This window comes from Candidatus Pelagibacter sp. HIMB1521, from assembly GCF_052047875.1.
In the GTDB taxonomy this organism is placed as follows: Bacteria; Pseudomonadota; Alphaproteobacteria; order Pelagibacterales; family Pelagibacteraceae; genus Pelagibacter.
Genome location: NZ_JBNAIZ010000010.1, coordinates 60586 through 80873, shown reverse-complemented (window position 1 = coordinate 80873; position 20288 = coordinate 60586). Strand labels below are relative to the sequence as shown.

Below are 20288 nucleotides of genomic sequence, written 5' to 3'. Positions count from 1 at the left end.
AGCTATGGGTGGGGCTATGGTTTTAGTATTAGCGAAGGTGTTTTAATTGCTGTAAAGAAAGTATAAGAACACATAACACATATGAGCCTTAACTTGGTCAATAGGCACTCGTATTCTTTTTGGTTGTTTTTATACAGTGATGTGCAGTTATAAATCAATAAATTAAACTATGACTAAACTTAATAAACAACAGATCATTAATTTATTACCACATAGAGAGCCTATGTTGTTAATTGATGAACTTTATAATATTAAAAAATTACAATCCGCTACAGCAGTTGTAAATGTAAAAAAGGATAGTTTTTTTGTTCAAGGTCATTTTCCAGATCAACCAGTAATGCCAGGCGTATTAATTGTAGAGTCATTTGGACAGGCTGCTGCTGCTTTAACAGCACATGGTTTGGATAGATCAACTTATGAGAATAAACTTGTATTTTTAATGGGTGTTGAAAAAGCAAGATTTAGAAATCCTGTTATACCTGACTGTAAACTAATATTAAAAATTGAGGCAATAAGATCTCATGGTAGAGTTTGGAAATATAAAGGTGAGGCCTTTGTTGACGAAGTTAAAATGGCCGATGCAATTTGGTCAGCTACTATTGTAGATAAGAAATAAATAGCAATAAATATTGATAACTCTAAAATAGTTGCTCTGTTAAAAGCAATTATGTTTAATCCTTTTTTTAAAAATAGAGGACCTTTTTCAGTTCGAGATATTTTAAACTTTCTAAATATAAAAACTGAGTCAGTGGAATCAAATATAGAATTAAAAGATATAAAAGATTTATATGGCTCTAATAATTATGATATTACGTTTTTACACTCAAAAAAATATAGAGAATTAGCTAAAAAAACAAAAGCATCTTTTTGCATTACAACAGAGTCCTTAAAAAATGAACTTCCTGCTTCTTGTATTCCTATAATTGTTGAAAACGTATTAGTATCTGTATCAAAAATAACATCAATGTTTTATCCTGATGCTATAAATGATGATTTTGATGATAGTGTTATTGATATTAATCAAACAAATTTTAAGGATAAAGTAATTTCAGGTAAAAATGTTTTAATTGGAAAAAATGTATCATTAGGCAAAAATTGTAAGATAGGTCATAATGTAATAATTGAAAAAAACGTTTCTATTGGAGACAACTGCTCAATAGGTTCTAATACAATAATAAGAAACTCACTAATAAGTAATAATGTAAAGATTTTAGATAACTGTGTGATTGGAAAGCATGGTTTTGGTTTTTTTCCAAATAAAAATAAGAATTTAAGATACCCACATATTGGTATTGTAATTATTGAGGAAAATTGTGAAATAGGATGCAGCTCTACTATTGATAGAGGTTCGATGTCAAATACAGTTATAGGTAAAAACACTTATCTAGATAACCAGATACACATAGCTCATAATGTTAAAATAGGGGAGAATTCTATTATAGCAGGCCAAGTAGGAATTGCAGGTAGTTCAATAATTGGTTCAAATGTAAGAATTGGTGGTCAAGCAGGAATTTCAGGTCATATCAAAGTTGGTAATAATGTAGAAATTGGAGGTGGTTCTGGTGTAATCAGAAACATTCCAAATAATACAAAAGTAATGGGTTATCCTGCGAAAAACATCAGAGAATTTTTAAGAGATAATAAATGATCCATAAAACAGCTATTATTGACTTAAATGCAAAAATCTCTCAAAATGTAACAATAGGACCTTATTGTGTAATTGGCCCTGATGTGGAAATTGGAGAGGGTACAGTTTTACAATCCCACGTAAATATAATAGGTAATACAATAGTTGGAAAAAATAATCAAATTTATCCATTCGCATCCATAGGAAATGATCCTCAAGATTTAAAATTTAAAGGTGAAAAAACATTATTAGAGATAGGTGATAATAACAAAATAAGAGAGTACGTAACCATTAACCCAGGTACTCAAGGTGGAGGAGGAAAAACTAAAGTAGGTAATAATTGTCTGTTTATGGTATCTTCTCATATTGCACATGATTGTATAGTTGGTGATAACGTTATTTTAGCAAATAATGTTCCGTTGGGTGGTCATGCTCATGTAGATGATAATGCTATAATTGGAGGAAATTCAGCTGTACAACAATTTACTAGAGTTGGCAAATTTGCAATGATTGGTGGCATGTGTGGTGTAGTTAGAGATGTAATACCATATGGTATAGCACATGGAAACAGAAGTATATTACAAGGATTAAATCTAATTGGTTTAAGAAGAAAAAATATTCCAAATAAAGAAATATTATCTCTTAGTGAAGCTTATAAAGTAATATTTAAGAATGAGAATTTAACAGAGAATTTAAGTAATTTATCTAATGATTTAAGAAAAAATGAATTAGTTTCTGAAGTAGTTAACTTTATAGAAAAAGATAAAAAAAGACCAATTTGTACTCCCTTTTCAAAATAAAATGATTGGTTTGTTTTTAGGTGATACCGATTTTTCTGAAATAGTTTTAAATAAAATAAAAAAATTAAAAAAAAAATATTTTATTATCGATTTTTCCAAAAATAATAAATTTAAAAGAGATAAAAATTCTTACAGGATAAGCATTGGAAAATTTGGAAAAATAATCAAATTAATTAAAGAAAAAAAATCTAAAAAAGTTTTGTTTGCAGGTAAAATAGCAAAACCTAATTTTACATCCCTTAGATTAGATTTAAAAGGAATATACTATATGCCAAATGTTATTAGAGCTTCTAAAATTGGTGATGCTGCAATTATAAAATCTATAATTAAGATACTTGCAGATGAAGATATTAAAGTTATTAGCTCAATATATTTTAATCCAGAACTATCTCTTAAAAAAGGAAATTACACAAAAAATAAGCCTAATGTGAATGATAATAATTCAATTAAAAAAGCTAAAAATTATTTCAATAAAATTAATAGTTTGGATCATATACAAGCTCTAGTTGTCAAAGATGAAAAAATAATTGCAAAAGAGGGAAAGCAAGGAACAAAAAAAATGCTTTCAAAAGTAAAGAAAAATTCAAAAGGTATATTAATAAAATTACCTAAAAATAAACAAGATTTAAGAATTGATTTACCAACTGTTGGTTTACAAACTTTAAAAGATATAAAAAAATATGGATTAAAGGGGCTAGTTTTAAAATCTAAAAAGAATATTTTTCTAGATAAAAAAGAAGCAATAAATTTTGCAAATAAAAATAAAATTTTTATTAAAGTTATATGAAAAAAATCTTTGTATTAACCGGCGAACCATCGGGAGACAAACTTGCATCAACTTTAATTTCAAGATTAAAACTAGAAAATTCTGAAATTGAATATTTATCCGTTGGTGGTACTCACTTAAAGAATCTAGGAATTAAATCTATTTATAATTTGAAGGAAATTACATACTTAGGATTTACAAGTGTATTGTTTAATATTTTTAGAATTAAATCAAAAATAAACAAAACTGTAGAAGAAATAGTAAAATTTAATCCCGATATATTGTTAAGTGTAGATAGTCCTGATTTTACTTTGCGAGTAGCAGAAAAGGTTAAAAAAATAAACAGCAACATTAAAACAATTCATTATGTAGCTCCTCAAGTATGGGTTTGGCGAAAAAATAGAGTTAAAAAAATTAAAAAATTTATTGATCACATTCTTTTGTTGTTTGAATTTGAAAAAAAATACTTTGATCAAGAAAATATTAATAATACTTTTGTCGGCCATCCTCTAATAGAAATAAATCAAAATAACAAAATTATTATTGATAATATTTTACCTAAAAATAAAAAAATAATATCTATATTTCCTGGTAGCAGAAATTCTGAAACTAAAGTTTTACTACCTATATTGTTAGATTTTATTAAATTAATGAACAAAAAGCATAATGAATATTTTTTTTATATTCATGCAACAGAAGAAAATAAAAGTTTAATTTTAGAACATGTAAAAAAATATAAATTTGACAATATAGATATTGTGTCTGACGAAAATATTAAATCTAAAATTTTGTCTGAATCCATTTTTGCAGTTTCAAAATCTGGTACTGTTTCATTACAAATTTGTAATTTTAATGTTCCATCAATAATTATTTATAAACTTAGTTTTATTAATTTTATGATTTTTAAAATGTTAGTTAATGTAAAATTTGCAAATATTATAAATATAATAAATAATCGTGAGGTAATTCCTGAATTACTTCAAAAAGAATGTAATGCAGATGAAATATATAGATCTGTTATTTATTTTCTTAAAAACCCCGAGTTGATAAAAAAACAAGTAAATGATTGCTCCAAAACTTTAGAGGGCATCAGATCCAAAACTTCATCTGCTAGTGAGGCAAGTTCTATTTTAATTAAGTATCTTTCTTAATCTTTTCTCAACATCTGCTTTACCTAAAGATATAACAATATCATATAGGCCTGGTCCAAACTTAGATCCTGTTAGAGCCACTCTTAACGGTTGACCTACACCTTTGAAATTTGTTTCATGTTTTTTTATCAAGTTGTTAACTATTGGTTCTAAATTATCTCTAGTTAAACTTTCTAAGTTTTTAATTTCATCTTGAAATTCATTAATTATTTTTTTGGAATTATCGTCAATTAGTTTTAAATCATTTTCATTAAAATTAACTTCATCATTAATGATATATTTTGCATTATTAAATATTTCTTCTAGTGTTTTTGCTTTATTTTTTAAAAATACTAAAGATGATTTTATTTTTGTTGCTTTTTCTTTATCGATTTTATCCTTATATTCTTCACAATATCTTAATAGATGATCGTAAAGATCATTTTCATCAATATTTTTGATATAGTGCTCATTCATTGATAAAATACGGCTCATATCTAATTTCGATGGTGATTTTCCTATACCTTCTAAGTTAAAAAATTTGATGCTTTCCTCCAAAGTAAATACTTCTTTGTCTTTATATGACCATCCTAGTCTTAGTAAATAATTTCTTAATGCGTCAGGCATAATTCCAATTTTTGAATAGTCATCCAATGTTGACGCATTATCTCTCTTTGATAATTTTTTACCGTCTATTGTGTGAATTAAAGGAATATGGGCAAACAGTGGCACTTCCCATTTCATTGCTTCATAAATTTGTATTTGTTTAAAGGTATTTATTTTATGGTCATCACCCCTAATTATATGCGTCATTCCCATTTCATGATCATCTACAGTTGCTGACAAATTATAAGTTGGAGTTCCATCATTTCTTAATATTACAAAATCTTCTATTGTACTGTTTTCAATTTCAACATCGCCCTGAACTAAATCTTTAAGAATTGAACTTCCTTCAATTTTACTTTTAAATCTAATTACAGGTTTAATTTCTTTAGGAGCATCTTTTTCTTCTGCATCCCTCCATTTTCTGTCGTAAATATAAGGTATTTTCTTTTGTCTAGCTCTTTTTTTTTGCTCTTCTATTTCTTCAGGTGAACAGTAACATTTATAGGCATACCCATTTTTTAATAATTCATGTGCAATTTTTACATGTTCAGCAATTTTACTTGATTGAATATATTCTTCATCATCATGTTTTATCCCTAACCAATTTAAGGATTTAATTATTTGTATTTTGTGTTCTTCTTTCGATCTTTCTTTGTCAGTATCTTCAATCCTTAAATGAAAAGTGCCTTTTTGATTTTTTGAATATAACCAATTAAACAAGGCAGTTCTAACACCGCCAATATGAAGAGCCCCAGTAGGAGAGGGAGCAAAACGAGTTGCTACTTTTGACATCAGAGATGTTTAGACTATTTTTTTAGAAGTTTCTATATAAAGATACCAAAACACCCTGAACTTTTACTCTATCTGGGCCAAATATTTTGGTTTCATAGTTTCTATTTGCACTTTCCAATGCAACAACTTTACCTTTTTTACGAATTCTTTTTAACATTGCTTCGTGTTCGTCAATTAATGCGACTACAATTTTTCCATTATCTGCTGTATCTGTTCTTTTAATAATAACTGTATCTCCTTCATAGATTCCAGCTTCGATCATTGAATCTCCTTGAACTTTCAATCCAAAATAATCTCCATTTTTTTCTAAATTATTTGGTAATGGTATTCTTGAAACTTCATTTTGTATTGCTTCTACAGGAGTACCTGCTGCAATTTTTCCTAATACTGGTACTTCCATTTCGTCTGTATTGTTAACTTCTTCATCTAAACCACCTTTGATAACGCTTGGTGAAAAACTATTGTAAATATCATTTGCTGAAGCCGTTTCAGGTAATTTTACAACCTCTAAAGCTCTTGCTTTATGAGCCAATCTTTTAATAAAACCTCTTTCTTCTAAGGCGCTAATCAATCTATGAATACCTGACTTTGATTTTAAGTTTAAAGATTGTTTCATCTCTTCGTAAGAAGGAGACACGCCAGAACTTCTCAACTTCTTGTTGATAAATAAAAGTAGGTTTTTTTGTTTTTTTGTTAGCATAAGAACAAATATCGTACAAACAATGTTCTATAAAAGTTCTTTTGATTTAACAATACTAAAAAAAGTGAGCAAAATAGAGCTTATATTGATTACAAAACTGAAAAAATTGAATTTTCATCCAATTTTTTCAAAAGTGATTCACCAATTAAAAAAGTATTAATTGAAGTCTTGCTGTTTAATTCTAATAATTCCTCTTTAGATTTAATACCACTCTCAGAAATTAGAGGTCCTTTATGGTTTTTTACAACATTATAAATATCATAGGTTGTATTTATATCAGTTTTAAGTGTTTTTAAGTTCCTATTATTTATTCCAATTAGTGCATCTTTAAAATTTAATGCCTTTTGAGCCTCTTCAACAGTATGTACTTCTACTATTACTGACATATCTAATTTCAATGCCTCTTGATACAAATTGTTTGCAAGATCATCTGAGACACCAGCTAAAATAATCAGAATTGCATCTGCACCATAACTTTTGGCAAGTGGCACTTGAAAAGTATCAATAAAAAAATCTTTACATAATATCGGTAAATTAACCTTATCTTTTATTTTACTTATATGTATTAAATTTCCTAAAAAATAATCTTCTTCAGTTAAAACTGATAAACAAGTAGCATTATTTTTTAAATAAATATTAGCAATTTCTACTGGATTGTAGTCTTCAATTATAACACCTGCAGAAGGACTTGCTTTTTTTATTTCAGCAATAATTGAAGTTTTATTTTCTTTTAAATTGTTTTGAATTTTATCTTTAAAATTTATGTATGATTTATTTTTTTGTATTAATTCATCTAATTTTTTAAGATCTATTGATTTTTTTAGATTATCAATTTTTTCGATTTTCTTTTTAATTATATTTTCTAAAACGTTATCAGACATTTTGTAATTGTTCCAAATGTGAAAAAGTTTTACCAGAAAGAATGAATTGTCTTGCGTGATTATAGGCCTCTTTAAAATCAACAAACTTTTCTGCAACAATTAAACCAGCTGCAGCATTTAAACAAACTGCTTTTGAAAAATCATTATCTTTACCTTTAAATATTTCAATCATTTTATCTGCATTAAATTTTGCATCATTACCAATTAAATTTTTAAATTTTTCTGCATTCACACCAATTGAATTAGGATCAACCAAGATTTCAGATATTTCTCCATTCTTCAATTGTATTATATTTGTTTTTGCATAAGGAGATATTTCATCCAATCCATCTTCACTGTTTACTATCCACGCAAATTTTATATTTAAATTTTTTAATCCCTCCGCAAAAATTCTTAACAATTTTTTATCAAATACTCCAACAACCTGTCTTTCTACTAGAGCAGGATTGCTTAAAGGACCAATCATGTTGAAAATAGTTCTTTTACCAATTTTCTTTCTTACAGGACCTACAAATCTCATGGCACTGTGATAATTTGGTGCGAACATAAAACCAAAATTTTTATTGCTTATTTCTTGCTCTATTTCTCTCGGCTCTAAATCAATTTTAATATTAAGAGCTTCCAAAACGTCTCCAGAGCCACATTTTGAAGATACCGCTTTATTGCCGTGCTTTGCAACCTTTATACCCATACTAGCTAAAAGTAATGCTGATGCAGTGGATATATTAACAGTGTTCATACCGTCACCACCTGTACCACATGTATCTATGCAATCATGAACGTTTACTCTTTTAGATTTTTCTCTAAGCACATAAACACCTCCAGCAATTTCATCTGCAACTTCTCCTTTTTCAGACAGAAGCATTAAAAAATTATAGATTTGATCCTCATCAGCTTTACCCGTCATTAAAATTTCAAATGCTGACTTGCTTTCTTCAAAGGTTAAATTTTCTTTATTTTTCAGTTTTTCTAAAATCTTTTCCATAAAATTAATAATTTATAAAACTTTTTAAAATTTTTATTCCTGTCTTAGTTTTAATACTTTCTGGATGGAATTGTACACCATGAATATTAAATTGCTTATGTTGGATAGCCATAATTATTCCATCATCAGTTTCAGCTGTAATCTCTAAATCTTTCGATAGGGTTCTTTTATCAATAATTAAGCTATGATATCTTGTAGCCTCAAAGGTACGAGGTAGATTTTTTAAGATCCCAATTTTTTGTGATTTAATTTTGCTAGTTTTTCCGTGCATTAATTTTTTTGCTTGAATAATTTTAGACCCAAAAACTTGACCTATAATTTGATGTCCAAGACAAACACCTAAAAAGGGCAATTTTTTATGTAATGATTTTAAAATGCTTATGCAATTTCCAGATTGATTTGGATTTCCAGGTCCAGGTGAAATAACAATTTTATCATATTTTTTTCTTATTATTTCTTTTGAGTTAATTTTATCATTTCTTATGACTTCAACTTTTACACCTAATGAAGAAATGTAATGATAAAGATTAAATGTAAAACTATCATAATTATCTATTAATAATATTTTCATTATCTTAAAGCATTTATTAAGGCTTTCGCCTTGTTTACTGTTTCATCATATTCGTTTATAGGCTTACTATCAGCAACGATACCTGCACCAGCTTGTACATAGAATTTTTTATTTTTTGCTACAGCTGTCCTTAAAGCAATACAAGTATCAAATTCTCCATTAGCAGAAAAATATCCAATTCCACCAGCGTAAACTTTTCTTCTCGATGTTTCTAATTCATCTATGATTTCCATTGCTCTTATTTTAGGAGCACCAGAAACAGTACCAGCGGGAAATCCTGCCAGCAATGATTTAAATTTTGAAAACTTTTTATTATACTCACCAACTACATTAGAAACTATATGCATTACATGAGAGTACCTCTCAATTATGAAGCTCTCAGTAACCTTTACAGTATTTATTTTTGACACTTTACCAGCATCATTTCTACCTAGATCTAAAAGCATTAAATGTTCAGAAAGTTCTTTTTTGTCTTTAAGAAGGTCTTTTTCATAAAAAAGATCTTCTTTTTTATTTTTTCCTCTTGGTCTAGTACCTGCTATTGGTCTAACTGTAATTTTATTATCTCTTAGTCTTACTAAAATTTCTGGACTTGCCCCAATAATTTGGAAGTCATTAAAGTTGAAGTAAAACATAAAAGGAGAGGGGTTAGTTACTCTAAGTTTTTTATAAATTTCCAAAGGTTTTTTTGTTAATTTTGCTTCAAATCTTTGACTTAAAACAACTTGAAAAATATCACCAAGTTTAATGTATTTTTTAGCTTTATTAACCATTGCAAGAAATTTATTTTTGGATGTGTTTGATTTAACTTTAATTTTTTTTTCTTTTAATTCTCTTTTTGTATCAATATTTTTGATCGATGATTGAACTAATAGTTTAAATAGATCAGTTTTTATAGAGTCATACTTTTTTTGATAATTTTTAATTTTTTCATCATTAAAAACATTACTTATGTAAAATATTTCTTTTTTTAAATTATCATGAATTACCAAGGTTCTTGGTCTCATCAATCTTACATCAGGTAAATTAAGATCATTTTTACATGAGTTAGGAATTTTTTCTATGTACCTAATAGAGTCGTATGAAAAATAACCTGAAATTAGCGAACAAATCTTAGGTAAATTCTTAGGTGTATCAAAATTAAAATTTTCAATAATTTTTTCTATTAACTCTTCTGGTTTATCTTTAAGAATGATTTTTTTATTTTCAGTTATTAAATATGACTTTTGGTTGTTGAACTCCCATATCTTATCAGGATCTTTACCAAAAATTGTGTATCTACCTTTAATTTTTCCTTTTTCAACAGACTCAAATACAAAACTATTTTTTTCCTCTAAAAAATTATCAATTAAATTTATTATTTCATCATCAGAATTTACTTTTTTTGAAGTGTATATAATCTGATTTTTTTTGCTTCTATGTCGAAACTTAAAATCTTTGAAGCTTCGATTAATTATCATTTGAAATAGTTTTTAATTCTATCAATAGTTTTTTGATTCAATTGAACCTGATATTTATTATTCAACAGGGTATCGTAAGATTGTAAAATACTTTTTCTGTTGTTTGTATTTTGTGAATTTACAAATCCTTTATATTCCTCACCTTGTTTATTTATAGTATTTTTATCTATATTTTTTATTTTGACTAAAAATATTTGATTATTAGTATTGTTTACTAAAGCAAAAGAATTTTGAGGTAATGAGTAGAGCATTTTAATTGAATTTACTTCAAACAGTCCGTCATCACTAATTGAATTAATTAATCCAGTTTGGATTTTACCTGAACTTAACTCTATAAATTTACTTTCATTAAATCCATCATTTTGTATTTCTTCAATTATTTTTCTATTGTAATCAAATTTACCTTTTTGATAAATAAGCTCGACAATTTCACTTTTTACTATTTCATCATTTAAATCTGGTGAACGATCATATTCATTCTCTATATTATACAGAATATAATTATCGCCACTTTCAAATATATCTAATTTGCTTGATTTCTTAGAGTAAATTAACTTTTCGTTCGTACTAGTGTTTTCATCTGGAGCAAATTCATTAATATTATTCACATCCACATTCATATTTTTGATTATCGAACTAAAACTTTCATTTTGAGAAATTTTATTTTCTATTGCATCAATTTCGTTAAAAAAATCTTGATTAAATTCATCAATTCCAATTAAATTTTTTGGATTTAAAACCACATATTTAAAGTCAATATATTCTCTTTTTAATTGATCTTTATTTTCTTCAATAAATGTGTTGATTTCATCTGGTGTATAATCATCTTTAATCTTATATAAATTTTCCATATCGAAGTATTCAATAAATAATGATTTATTGTTTTCTTCAAATTTACTTTCTATTAGAAATTCAGGGGTAACGGTACCTGCACCGATAAAATCAAATAAGTGTTTCTGTAAACCTTGATTTTTTAATTTCAACTCAAACAAAGGAGCAGACATATTATTTGAAAGTAAAAATTTTTCGTATTTAATTCTTTCAAAAGCACCATTCTCGTCTTTAAAATTTTTATTGTCTTTTAAATATTTTAAAATTGTCTTTTCGTTTATAGAAAGTTTAAAATCTTCAATCTCTAGATCAATTAAAGTTGTTGAAATAAGTCCTGATAGCAATTCTTCTATAATGTTGTTGTCTAAATTATTTCTTATTGCTTCTTGTGAAATTCCACTTTGATTAACATAGTCCATGAAATCTTGAGTGGTTACGTTAGTTTTGTTTATTTTAGCAATATTATTTTGATTGTTAGTGCTAAAGCCACCGCCAAATCCACCAAAGCCAAAAGCTATTATGATGATTACTATTAGAACTAATCCACCAAATTGTTTCCAACCTAAGTTTTTTAATTTTTCAACCATAACGTTATAAATTTATTGATCTGTAAAAACAAATCTATAGATTAAAAAGTCAATTATGACAAATAAATATATGTATTTTATAGCTAATTGGAAAATGTTTGGAGATTTAAAAACTATAAATTCATTAGATAAAGTTATTAAATTCTCAAAAAGTCATAAAAAAAATAAGTTCAAACTAATTTATTGTCCTCCAAATACTCTAATACGTCCAATTTCAAAAAGACTTAGTAAAACTAATATTGAAGTTGGTGCACAAAATTCTCATCAAAATTTAGATTATGGAGCTTTTACAGGTCAGGTTAATGCAAGAATGCTTAAAAGTGTTGGAGCAAAATATGTGATCTTGGGTCATTCTGAAAACAGAATGGCTGGAGAAAATGACAATCTAATTAATCTTAAAATAAAAAATTCAATTAAATCTGGTTTAAAAATTATTTTTTGTATTGGTGAAACTATAAAACAAAAAAGAGATAAAAAGACTAATCAAGTTTTAAACAGTCAATTAAAGAAAGGATTAAAATCTATCAAAAAAATTAATGATATAATTATTGCGTACGAACCAGTATGGTCAATTGGAACTGGTTTAATTCCTTCATCAGAAGAACTTTTTAAATCAATTAAATTTATAAAAAGTAAATTTGGAAAAAAATCTCCAAAAGTTTTATATGGAGGCTCTGTTAACAGTAAAAATATTGATCAATTAAAAATAATTCCTGACATAGATGGTTTTTTAATAGGTGGAGCATCACAAAATCCAAAGAAATTTATTGATATAATTAAAAAAACCATTAATTAGTCCCACATGGAAACATTATTACTTGTAATTAACATCATACTTGCATTTATTTTAGTTGTGCTTGTGCTACTTCAAAAATCAGAGGGTGGCGCTCTAGGTATTGGCGTTTCACAAGAAAATTTCATGCTATCGAGATCGGCTGGTAGTTTTATTACCAAAGCAACTGCGATAGTTGCAACTTTATTTATCATTTGTAGCTTAGCGCTGACAATAATTTCAAGAGCAGAATTGACTCCTACAGGATCAGTTTTAGACACGGTTGAAGAAAAAACTGAAGATACTCCATCGATTCCTGAAAATAATTAATTAATACTTTCTATTTCTTTTTTTATTAGCTATAAGATAATTCCATGACGCGATATATATTTGTCACTGGCGGCGTGGTTTCATCCCTTGGAAAAGGTCTATCATCAGCATCATTAGCTTATCTATTACAGTCACGTGGGTATAAAGTTAGGCTTAGAAAATTAGATCCTTACTTAAATGTAGATCCTGGAACAATGAGTCCATTCCAGCATGGAGAGGTTTTTGTAACAGATGATGGCGCTGAAACAGATTTAGATTTAGGTCACTATGAAAGATTTTCAGGAGTTACTGCAAAGAAAACAGATAATATTACTACAGGAAAAATTTATAGCGATGTTTTGAGGAAAGAAAGAAAAGGAGAATATCTTGGAAAGACAGTTCAAGTTATTCCACATATAACCGATAGAATTAAAGAATTTATTAAATACGATACGTCAAAAGAAGATTTTGTAATTTGTGAAATAGGCGGAATTGTAGGAGATATTGAAAGTTTACCATTTGTTGAAGCTATAAGACAATTTTCAAATGATATTGGAAAAAAAAATGCTTTATTTATTCATTTAACTTTAGTTCCATATTTAAAAGCATCAGATGAAATAAAAACTAAACCAACACAACACTCCGTAAAAGAATTGAGAAGTATTGGTATTCAACCTGATATAATTATTTGTAGATCAGAAAGACCAATACCTTTAGAGCATAGAAAAAAAATATCTCTATTTTGTAATGTTGATATTAAAAATGTAATTGAAACGGTTGATGTAAAAACAATTTATGAAGCACCAATTAGTTTTGCTAAAGAAAAGTTAGATTTTCAAGTTTTAGATTACTTTAAAATAAAATCTAAAAAATCAAATAACCTAAATCCTTGGAAGAAAATTACCAAAATTACACTTAATACAAAAAAACAAGTTAATATTGCGATAATAGGTAAGTATGTAGAATTAAAAGATGCATATAAATCATTAGATGAAGCCTTAACGCATGGAGGAATTACAAACAACTTGAAGGTAAATTTAGTTAGAATTGATTCAGAAAAATTAAAAGTTTCTGAAATTAAAAGCAAACTTAAAAATGTTTCAGGTATTCTAATACCAGGAGGATTTGGAAAAAGAGGAACTGAGGGAAAAATCGAAGCAATTAAATATTCAAGAATTAATAAAATACCATTTTTAGGTATTTGTTACGGTATGCAAATGGCAATAATAGAATTTGCTAGAAATAAATTAAAAATTAAAAAAGCAACTTCTTCTGAGTTTGATAAAGGTGGTGTTCATATAATTGGTTTAATGAATGAGTGGGAAAAAAGTGGAAAAAAAGTTAAAGGTACAGATAAAAATTTAGGTGGAACAATGAGACTTGGTTCTTATGATGCAATTTTAAAAGATAAGTCTAAAATTAGAGATATCTATAAATCAAGATTAATCAAAGAAAGACACAGACATAGATATGAAGTGGATATTTCATTTAAGGAAAAATTTGAGAAAAATGGACTGATATTTTCTGGTTTATCACCAGATAATAAACTTCCTGAGATAATTGAACTTAAAAATCATCCTTGGTTTATTGGAGTTCAGTTCCATCCTGAATTTAAATCTAGACCTTTATCTCCTCATCCTTTATTCTCTTCATTTATCAAAGCAGCAAAAAATCATAAATGAGTAGTATTACAGTCAATTGTGGGAACATAGAAATTTCAAACGATAAAAAAATTTGTATCATTGCTGGTCCATGTCAACTTGAAACAGAACAGCATGCAATGGACATGGCTGGAAAAATAAAAGAAATAACTTCCAAATATGGTCTAGGTTTTATTTATAAAACTTCTTTTGATAAAGCTAATCGAACAAGTTTAAAAGGTAAGAGAGGTGCTGGTTTGGAAGCTTCATTACCTGTGTTTGACAAAATTAAAAAAGAATTAAATATTCCAATTTTAACAGATATTCATAATTCAGAGCAATGTTCAGTAGTTGCTAATCATGTTGATGTTTTGCAAATTCCAGCTTTTCTTTGTAGACAAACTGATCTTTTAATTGCTGCTGCTAAAACAAACAAAATTATAAATGTTAAAAAGGGTCAATTTTTAGCTCCTTGGGACATGGTAAATGTTACAAAAAAAATATCTGACTCAGGAAACTCAAATATTCTTGTTACTGAAAGAGGTGCAAGTTTTGGATACAATACTTTGGTTTCTGACATGAGATCTTTACCTATTATGGCTAAGAATGGTTATCCAGTTATTTTTGATGCAACACATTCAGTTCAACAACCTGGAGGACAAGGAGAGTCTTCAGGAGGTCAAAGAGAATTTGTTGAGTATCTTGCAAGAGCAGCTGTTGCAGTTGGGGTTGCTGGTGTATTTATAGAGACACATCAAGATCCAGATAATGCACCATCTGATGGACCTAATATGGTTCCTCTAGATAAACTAGAAAATCTACTAAAACAATTAACCGAAATTGATAAACTTATTAAGTGAGTAAAATAATAAAAGTTAAAGCACGACAAGTTTTTGATAGTCGGGGAAATCCAACTGTAGAAGCCGAGGTTTATACAAATAATGTAAGTGCATCTGCCATATGCCCATCAGGTGCATCAACTGGAACTTATGAAGCTTTTGAAAAACGAGATAAAAATAACAAGAAGTATTTAGGTAAAAGTGTTTTAAAAGCTGTTGAATTAGTAAATTCAAAAATTTCAAAAAAATTAAAAGGTCAAAGCGTTCATAATCAAGAGAGAATTGATGCTTTATTAATTAATTTAGATGGTACGAGACAAAAAACCAATTTAGGTGCAAATGCTATGCTTGCAGTATCAATGGCTGTAAAAAAACTTTCTGCAAAAGTAAAAAAACTACCTTTGTATAAAACATTTTTTTTAAAAAATAATTTTCAATTACCTTATCCATTAATGAATATTATTAATGGTGGAGCTCATGCCAACAATGGTCTTAGAATACAAGAATTTATGATACGACCAGATAGAGCAAAAAGTTTCTCAGAAGCAATGAGGATTTGTTTTGTTGTAATTAAAAACCTAAGTAATTTAATAAAAAACAAAGGTTATTCTACTTCAGTTGGTGATGAAGGTGGTTTTGCACCTATGATTAGTAGCAATAACCAGGCTTTAGATTTGATTGTTTCAGCAATTAAGAAATCTGGATTTGTTAATGGTAAAGATGTTTCAATTTGTTTGGATGTGGCTGCAAATGAACTATTAAAAAAAAACAAATATTCAATCCATTCAAAAAGTTTTGTAAGCGTTGAAAAATCAATAAAAGAATACCAAAAAATTATCAAGAAATATAAAATTAAATCTATAGAAGATCCTTTTGCAGAAAATGATTGGTTAGCTTGGAATAAATTAATGCGTTCAGTAAAAAAAGTTCAGATTGTGGGAGATGATCTTTATGTTACAAATCTTGAGAGATTAAAAAAAGGATTTTTAAATATTTCATCTAATTCTATATTAATTAAACTTAATCAGATAGGTACTGTTTCTGAAACTCTAGATGTAATTAAATTTGCTCAAACTATCGGTTATAAAACAATAATTTCTCATAGGTCTGGAGATAGTGAGGACACATTCATTGCTGATTTGGCAGTTGGAACAAATTCTAATCAAATTAAAACAGGATCTTTAGCACGTTCAGAAAGAGTTGCTAAATACAATCAATTAATTCGTATTGAAGAAGAACTTGGAAATAAGGCAAGAATGAATAAAATCAATTAATGTTGAGATTAATAAAAAGAAATTATTTTTTATTAACATCAATTTTTTTAATATTTTATTTTATTTTTAATTTAGTTTCTGGAGAAAGAGGGCTTTTTTCATATTTTGAAAAAAAAGAACTTTTGTCTGACTTGAAAAAAGAAGAGGCATTATTAATTAATAAAATAGAGGATATTGATCATAAGAATTCTCTATTAAGTACAAATCTGGATTTAGATTATGTGGAAATATTAATCAGAGAAAGATTTTTATTTGGTAAAAAAGGTGAAACAATTTATTTAATTAAAAAAGATGAAAAGTAGACATCCCGAAAAAGAAAATAAGCCAATAAATCCAATTAAAAAAAAACCAGATTGGATTAGATCAAAGCTTACAAATAGCAAAGAATTTTTTTTAACAAAAACAATAGTTAATAATAATAACCTAGTAACTGTTTGTCAGGAAGCAAACTGTCCTAATATTACTGAGTGCTGGAGTAAGAGACACGCAACTTTTATGATAATGGGTGATACATGTACAAGAGCATGTGCTTTCTGTGATGTTAAAACTGGTGTTCCAGGAAATTTAGATCCATTAGAACCGGTCAAAATTGCAGAAGCTGTTAAAAAGTTAAACTTAAAACATGTTGTAATAACTTCAGTTGATAGAGATGATTTAGACGACGGTGGTTCTGATCATTTTTTTAATGTGATTAATCAAACAAGAAAATCAAATCCAAATACAACTATAGAAGTTTTAACACCAGATTTTTTAAGAAAAGGGAACGCATATAAAAAAGTTATTGAAGCTAAACCAGATGTTTTTAATCATAATATTGAGACTGTACCTAGTCTTTACTTAAAAGTAAGACCAGGATCTAGATATTTTGCATCTTTAGAACTTTTAAAAAATGCAAAGAAAATCGACAAAAATATTTTTACTAAATCTGGAATTATGGTTGGGTTAGGAGAAACAAGAGATGAAATATTACAGGTTATGGATGATTTAAGAGCAGCGGATGTAGATTTTATAACTATTGGACAGTACTTGCAGCCATCAACAAAACATTTTCCACTAGACAGATATTATACCCCAAAAGAATTTGATGATTTAGGAACTATAGCAAAAGCTAAGGGATTTTTATTAGTTTCCTCATCACCTTTAACAAGATCTTCTTATCATGCTGATGAGGATTTTGCTAAGCTACAACAAAACAGAATAAAAAGTAATTAATGCCTAAAGCATCAGTTACACGTCACATCGCACGTGATAAACAAACATTAATTGATTTTGTTTTAGATATTGAAAAGTATCCTGAATTCATTCCATTTTGCATAGACTCAAAAGTCTATGAAACAAATGACGAGGGAGATGTAAAAAAAATAATTGCCGATCTGACTATTGGTAAAAGACCCTTTGTAGATACTTATAAAAGTGATGTCAGATATGATAAAAAAAACGACTCTATTCATGTAACCAATATTGATGGTCCCTTAAAACATCTTGAAAATAACTGGAAATTTGTAGAAAAAGATAATTTAACAGAAGTTCAATTTGATGTCGATTTTGAAATTAAAAATAAGTTTTTGAATTTAATAATGGAAAAATCATTTCAATTTGGTTTAAACAAAATAGCTGATGCTTTTCAAAAAAGAGCTGAAAATCTTTAAGAAATAATTTTTGTAATTTTATTTAATACTTCTCTTACTGTATTTTTTTGAATACTTGATCTGTTCCTAGATTTAAATTTATTTTCTAAAATTAATAAATATTTTCCTGTTTTAATCCCAATATAGACAAGACCAACTGGTTTTAATTTTGATCCTCCTCCAGGCCCAGCTATACCAGTAATTGATACATTAATTTTGCTTTTAGAAATTTTGGATAAATTCTTTACCATTTCTTCACAACATTCTTTACTTACCGCACCATATTTTTTAATGATATTTCTATCTACTTTTAAGATTTTAGTCTTTGCCTTATTAGAGTAAGTAGTTAAACCCATTTGAAAGTACTTTGATGAATTTGCTAATTTAGTAAGATTGCTAGCTAACAAACCTCCTGTACATGACTCAGCTACAGAAATTGTTAATTTTTTATCTATCAATTTTTTATGTAGTTTTTTTAAATTCATCAAAATATGAAACTAACCAGATAGACTACAACCATTGAGTAAAGACCAGCCATTATATCATCCATAATTATACCAAAATAATTTTTATGATTTTTATCGAAATAGCTTACTGGAAATGGCTTTAAAATATCAAAAAATCTAAACGATAGTAAAGAAATAATATAATAAAATTCAATAGCAATATTGATTTGATTGGTTTGATTTAAATATAGTAGAAGTATCAAAGGCATCGATTGACCCAAAACTTCATCGATTACAATTTGTCTAGGATCTTTATTTTCAAATTCACTCTCAGTGTCTTTGACTGCATAAAAAGAGTAAAAAAACAAAATAATAAAAAAAACTATTGAGAATTTTAAACTTGTATAATCAAGAATTTCATAAGCTATATAAATAAAGATTGTGGTGACAACCGATGCAACAGTACCAGGCATTTTTGTTAAGTATCCGTACCCAAAGAAAGTTGAGATTAAAACATTAATTTTTTTCATTTTGATATCGAGCAAATTACTTCACAGGCAATTGCTTTTTCTTTTCCTATTAATCCAAGTTTTTCTGTAGTTTTACCTTTTAAATTAATTAAATCTTTATTTAAATCTAACAGATTTGAAATTGAATTTATTATTTTATCTCTGTATTTTGATATTTTTGGTTTTTCACATATCAAATTTATATCTAAATTATTGATATGGTAATTATTTGAATTTAACAATTCTATTATTGGTTTTAGCATTTTTGGAGATCTAATATTTTTAAACTTGTTACTGTTATCTGGAAAAAAAGTTCCAATATCTTTTTTTCTCATAGCTCCTAATAAGGAGTCAATTATTGAATGAATAATTACATCACCATCAGAGTGTCCTTTTAATCCTGAGTGATAAGGTATTTTAATACCTCCCAAATAAAGTTTTTTACCTTTGATTAATCTATGAATATCAAATCCTAAACCAAAGTAGGTTTTTTTTTCTTTAATATCTTCTTTGAAAGTAATTTTAGTATTTAAATTTTCACCTTGGATGAATTTTACTTTCATGTTTTTTTCAATAAATAAGGTTGCCTCGTCTGTAATCACTTTTTTTTGTTCAATTGACAAATTATACAAATCTTGAAATTTAAAAGCTTGAGGGGTTTGTGTTAGAATAGAATTATCTCTACTTAAATTGAATATTTGATTTTTTATTTTATACTTGATTGAGTCTTTAGATTTTATTGCGGGTATTACTGCTTTATATTTTTTTAGTAAAGTTATTAATTTTTTTAATAAATTAATTGTAAAATTTGGTCTTGCTGCATCATGTATTAGTACATTTGTAGGTTTATATTTCTTAATAAATTTTAAAGCAATCAATGAAGAGTCAGATCTTTCTTTCCCACCAGTGATAATTGAAACATTTTTTGGAAATTTTTCTTTAATCTCCTTTTTTTTGTTAACTACAATTATTATTTTTTTAAAAAGTTTTGACTTTAAAGCTTTATCAAGGGAGTGTTTAAATAAAGGTTTACCCTCATAAATGTTGTATTGTTTTGGTTTTTTTGAATTAAATCTTTTGCTTTGTCCTGAAGCTAGTATTATAAAATAGTTACTCATATTTATAGAAATTTTAT

At 27.2% G+C, this 20288-nt stretch carries 23 protein-coding genes; 13 read left to right on the top strand and 10 right to left on the bottom strand.

Annotation, left to right across the window (positions count from 1 at the left end; all coding sequences use genetic code 11):
* Window positions 1-169: 169 nt before the first annotated feature.
* From fabZ to lpxB, 5 genes are read left to right on the top strand one after another with little or no spacing between them, the layout of a single operon-like run.
* Window positions 170-616 (top strand): 3-hydroxyacyl-ACP dehydratase FabZ, encoded by a 447-nt coding sequence (gene fabZ / locus ACTTA5_RS05360; RefSeq protein WP_440648515.1) that lies wholly within the window; start codon window positions 170-172, stop codon window positions 614-616.
* Window positions 617-667: 51 nt separating this feature from the next.
* Window positions 668-1648, top strand: a complete 981-nt coding sequence (lpxD, locus tag ACTTA5_RS05355; RefSeq protein WP_440648513.1) for a UDP-3-O-(3-hydroxymyristoyl)glucosamine N-acyltransferase — start codon at window positions 668-670, stop codon at window positions 1646-1648.
* The gene (lpxA, locus tag ACTTA5_RS05350; protein ID WP_440648511.1) at window positions 1645-2427 is read left to right on the top strand and encodes an acyl-ACP--UDP-N-acetylglucosamine O-acyltransferase; all 783 of its coding nucleotides are present in this window, start codon (window positions 1645-1647) and stop codon (window positions 2425-2427) included. Before lpxD ends, lpxA begins: the two co-directional genes overlap by 4 nt.
* Before the next feature lies 1 nt (window position 2428).
* On the top strand, window positions 2429-3214 hold the full coding sequence (lpxI, locus tag ACTTA5_RS05345) for a UDP-2,3-diacylglucosamine diphosphatase LpxI domain-containing protein (protein WP_440648509.1): 786 nt from the start codon (window positions 2429-2431) through the stop codon (window positions 3212-3214).
* Window positions 3211-4344, top strand: a complete 1134-nt coding sequence (gene lpxB / locus ACTTA5_RS05340) for a lipid-A-disaccharide synthase (RefSeq protein ID WP_440648507.1) — start codon at window positions 3211-3213, stop codon at window positions 4342-4344. The genes lpxI and lpxB overlap by 4 nt, the downstream gene beginning before the upstream one ends.
* Here the strand turns inward: lpxB and gltX are convergent.
* The 7 genes from gltX to ACTTA5_RS05305 form a co-directional block, all read right to left on the bottom strand.
* Window positions 4324-5721: a glutamate--tRNA ligase gene (gene gltX, locus ACTTA5_RS05335; protein ID WP_440648505.1), complete on the bottom strand. Its 1398-nt coding sequence runs from the start codon at window positions 5719-5721 to the stop codon at window positions 4324-4326. The genes lpxB and gltX overlap by 21 nt on opposite strands.
* Before the next feature lie 22 nt (window positions 5722-5743).
* Window positions 5744-6421, bottom strand: coding sequence for a transcriptional repressor LexA (gene lexA, locus ACTTA5_RS05330; RefSeq protein ID WP_440648503.1), 678 nt, complete (start codon window positions 6419-6421; stop codon window positions 5744-5746).
* Between the two features lie 89 nt (window positions 6422-6510).
* Window positions 6511-7302, bottom strand: coding sequence for an indole-3-glycerol phosphate synthase TrpC (locus ACTTA5_RS05325; RefSeq protein WP_440648501.1), 792 nt, complete (start codon window positions 7300-7302; stop codon window positions 6511-6513).
* Window positions 7295-8287 carry an anthranilate phosphoribosyltransferase gene (trpD, locus tag ACTTA5_RS05320; RefSeq protein ID WP_440648499.1) on the bottom strand — a complete coding sequence of 331 codons (993 nt, stop codon included), beginning with the start codon at window positions 8285-8287 and terminating at the stop codon, window positions 7295-7297. The genes ACTTA5_RS05325 and trpD overlap by 8 nt, the downstream gene beginning before the upstream one ends.
* Before the next feature lie 4 nt (window positions 8288-8291).
* Window positions 8292-8858: an anthranilate synthase component II gene (locus tag ACTTA5_RS05315; protein ID WP_440648497.1), complete on the bottom strand. Its 567-nt coding sequence runs from the start codon at window positions 8856-8858 to the stop codon at window positions 8292-8294.
* Window positions 8858-10318 carry an anthranilate synthase component I gene (trpE, locus tag ACTTA5_RS05310; protein ID WP_440648495.1) on the bottom strand — a complete coding sequence of 487 codons (1461 nt, stop codon included), beginning with the start codon at window positions 10316-10318 and terminating at the stop codon, window positions 8858-8860. Before trpE ends, ACTTA5_RS05315 begins: the two co-directional genes overlap by 1 nt.
* Window positions 10315-11736 carry a SurA N-terminal domain-containing protein gene (locus tag ACTTA5_RS05305; protein ID WP_440648493.1) on the bottom strand — a complete coding sequence of 474 codons (1422 nt, stop codon included), beginning with the start codon at window positions 11734-11736 and terminating at the stop codon, window positions 10315-10317. The genes trpE and ACTTA5_RS05305 overlap by 4 nt, the downstream gene beginning before the upstream one ends.
* Window positions 11737-11791: 55 nt before the next feature.
* Here ACTTA5_RS05305 and tpiA point away from each other — a divergent pair, with 55 nt between their 5' ends.
* The 8 genes from tpiA to ACTTA5_RS05265 are packed head-to-tail and all read left to right on the top strand — an operon-like array spanning window position 11792 to window position 18219.
* A complete protein-coding gene (tpiA, locus tag ACTTA5_RS05300) occupies window positions 11792-12532 on the top strand; it encodes a triose-phosphate isomerase (RefSeq protein WP_440648491.1) in 741 nt (246 codons plus the stop codon).
* 6 nt (window positions 12533-12538) lie between these two features.
* Window positions 12539-12838, top strand: a complete 300-nt coding sequence (gene secG / locus ACTTA5_RS05295) for a preprotein translocase subunit SecG (RefSeq protein WP_075506676.1) — start codon at window positions 12539-12541, stop codon at window positions 12836-12838.
* 44 nt (window positions 12839-12882) lie between these two features.
* A complete protein-coding gene (locus ACTTA5_RS05290; RefSeq protein ID WP_440648489.1) occupies window positions 12883-14499 on the top strand; it encodes a CTP synthase in 1617 nt (538 codons plus the stop codon).
* Window positions 14496-15317 carry a 3-deoxy-8-phosphooctulonate synthase gene (gene kdsA / locus ACTTA5_RS05285; protein ID WP_440634864.1) on the top strand — a complete coding sequence of 274 codons (822 nt, stop codon included), beginning with the start codon at window positions 14496-14498 and terminating at the stop codon, window positions 15315-15317. The genes ACTTA5_RS05290 and kdsA overlap by 4 nt, the downstream gene beginning before the upstream one ends.
* Window positions 15314-16570 (top strand): phosphopyruvate hydratase, encoded by a 1257-nt coding sequence (gene eno, locus ACTTA5_RS05280; protein WP_440648487.1) that lies wholly within the window; start codon window positions 15314-15316, stop codon window positions 16568-16570. The genes kdsA and eno overlap by 4 nt, the downstream gene beginning before the upstream one ends.
* Window positions 16570-16872 (top strand): FtsB family cell division protein, encoded by a 303-nt coding sequence (locus ACTTA5_RS05275; RefSeq protein ID WP_262589265.1) that lies wholly within the window; start codon window positions 16570-16572, stop codon window positions 16870-16872. Before eno ends, ACTTA5_RS05275 begins: the two co-directional genes overlap by 1 nt.
* A complete protein-coding gene (gene lipA, locus ACTTA5_RS05270) occupies window positions 16862-17782 on the top strand; it encodes a lipoyl synthase (protein ID WP_440648485.1) in 921 nt (306 codons plus the stop codon). The genes ACTTA5_RS05275 and lipA overlap by 11 nt, the downstream gene beginning before the upstream one ends.
* Window positions 17782-18219 (top strand): type II toxin-antitoxin system RatA family toxin, encoded by a 438-nt coding sequence (locus ACTTA5_RS05265; RefSeq protein ID WP_440648483.1) that lies wholly within the window; start codon window positions 17782-17784, stop codon window positions 18217-18219. The genes lipA and ACTTA5_RS05265 overlap by 1 nt, the downstream gene beginning before the upstream one ends.
* Here ACTTA5_RS05265 and ACTTA5_RS05260 read toward each other — a convergent pair.
* The 3 genes from ACTTA5_RS05260 to ispF are packed head-to-tail and all read right to left on the bottom strand — an operon-like array spanning window position 18216 to window position 20271.
* Window positions 18216-18683, bottom strand: a complete 468-nt coding sequence (locus tag ACTTA5_RS05260; protein WP_440648481.1) for a CinA family protein — start codon at window positions 18681-18683, stop codon at window positions 18216-18218. The genes ACTTA5_RS05265 and ACTTA5_RS05260 overlap by 4 nt on opposite strands.
* Complete coding sequence (locus ACTTA5_RS05255) at window positions 18683-19174, bottom strand: phosphatidylglycerophosphatase A family protein (protein ID WP_440648479.1); 492 nt, start codon at window positions 19172-19174, stop codon at window positions 18683-18685. The genes ACTTA5_RS05260 and ACTTA5_RS05255 overlap by 1 nt, the downstream gene beginning before the upstream one ends.
* Window positions 19171-20271, bottom strand: a complete 1101-nt coding sequence (gene ispF / locus ACTTA5_RS05250) for a 2-C-methyl-D-erythritol 2,4-cyclodiphosphate synthase (RefSeq protein ID WP_440648477.1) — start codon at window positions 20269-20271, stop codon at window positions 19171-19173. The genes ACTTA5_RS05255 and ispF overlap by 4 nt, the downstream gene beginning before the upstream one ends.
* Window positions 20272-20288: the final 17 nt, after the last annotated feature.

What these genes read in the sequence shown, in the direction of transcription:
- fabZ (WP_440648515.1), top strand. Translation starts at nt 170, where the DNA reads ATGACTAAACTTAATAAACAACAGATCATTAATTTATTACCACATAGA.
- lpxD (WP_440648513.1), top strand. Translation starts at nt 668, where the DNA reads ATGTTTAATCCTTTTTTTAAAAATAGAGGACCTTTTTCAGTTCGAGAT.
- lpxA (WP_440648511.1), top strand. Translation starts at nt 1,645, where the DNA reads ATGATCCATAAAACAGCTATTATTGACTTAAATGCAAAAATCTCTCAA.
- lpxI (WP_440648509.1), top strand. Translation starts at nt 2,429, where the DNA reads ATGATTGGTTTGTTTTTAGGTGATACCGATTTTTCTGAAATAGTTTTA.
- lpxB (WP_440648507.1), top strand. Translation starts at nt 3,211, where the DNA reads ATGAAAAAAATCTTTGTATTAACCGGCGAACCATCGGGAGACAAACTT.
- gltX (WP_440648505.1), bottom strand. Translation starts at nt 5,721, where the DNA reads ATGTCAAAAGTAGCAACTCGTTTTGCTCCCTCTCCTACTGGGGCTCTT.
- lexA (WP_440648503.1), bottom strand. Translation starts at nt 6,421, where the DNA reads ATGCTAACAAAAAAACAAAAAAACCTACTTTTATTTATCAACAAGAAG.
- ACTTA5_RS05325 (WP_440648501.1), bottom strand. Translation starts at nt 7,302, where the DNA reads ATGTCTGATAACGTTTTAGAAAATATAATTAAAAAGAAAATCGAAAAA.
- trpD (WP_440648499.1), bottom strand. Translation starts at nt 8,287, where the DNA reads ATGGAAAAGATTTTAGAAAAACTGAAAAATAAAGAAAATTTAACCTTT.
- ACTTA5_RS05315 (WP_440648497.1), bottom strand. Translation starts at nt 8,858, where the DNA reads ATGAAAATATTATTAATAGATAATTATGATAGTTTTACATTTAATCTT.
- trpE (WP_440648495.1), bottom strand. Translation starts at nt 10,318, where the DNA reads ATGATAATTAATCGAAGCTTCAAAGATTTTAAGTTTCGACATAGAAGC.
- ACTTA5_RS05305 (WP_440648493.1), bottom strand. Translation starts at nt 11,736, where the DNA reads ATGGTTGAAAAATTAAAAAACTTAGGTTGGAAACAATTTGGTGGATTA.
- tpiA (WP_440648491.1), top strand. Translation starts at nt 11,792, where the DNA reads ATGACAAATAAATATATGTATTTTATAGCTAATTGGAAAATGTTTGGA.
- secG (WP_075506676.1), top strand. Translation starts at nt 12,539, where the DNA reads ATGGAAACATTATTACTTGTAATTAACATCATACTTGCATTTATTTTA.
- ACTTA5_RS05290 (WP_440648489.1), top strand. Translation starts at nt 12,883, where the DNA reads ATGACGCGATATATATTTGTCACTGGCGGCGTGGTTTCATCCCTTGGA.
- kdsA (WP_440634864.1), top strand. Translation starts at nt 14,496, where the DNA reads ATGAGTAGTATTACAGTCAATTGTGGGAACATAGAAATTTCAAACGAT.
- ACTTA5_RS05275 (WP_262589265.1), top strand. Translation starts at nt 16,570, where the DNA reads ATGTTGAGATTAATAAAAAGAAATTATTTTTTATTAACATCAATTTTT.
- lipA (WP_440648485.1), top strand. Translation starts at nt 16,862, where the DNA reads ATGAAAAGTAGACATCCCGAAAAAGAAAATAAGCCAATAAATCCAATT.
- ACTTA5_RS05265 (WP_440648483.1), top strand. Translation starts at nt 17,782, where the DNA reads ATGCCTAAAGCATCAGTTACACGTCACATCGCACGTGATAAACAAACA.
- ACTTA5_RS05260 (WP_440648481.1), bottom strand. Translation starts at nt 18,683, where the DNA reads ATGAATTTAAAAAAACTACATAAAAAATTGATAGATAAAAAATTAACA.
- ACTTA5_RS05255 (WP_440648479.1), bottom strand. Translation starts at nt 19,174, where the DNA reads ATGAAAAAAATTAATGTTTTAATCTCAACTTTCTTTGGGTACGGATAC.
- ispF (WP_440648477.1), bottom strand. Translation starts at nt 20,271, where the DNA reads ATGAGTAACTATTTTATAATACTAGCTTCAGGACAAAGCAAAAGATTT.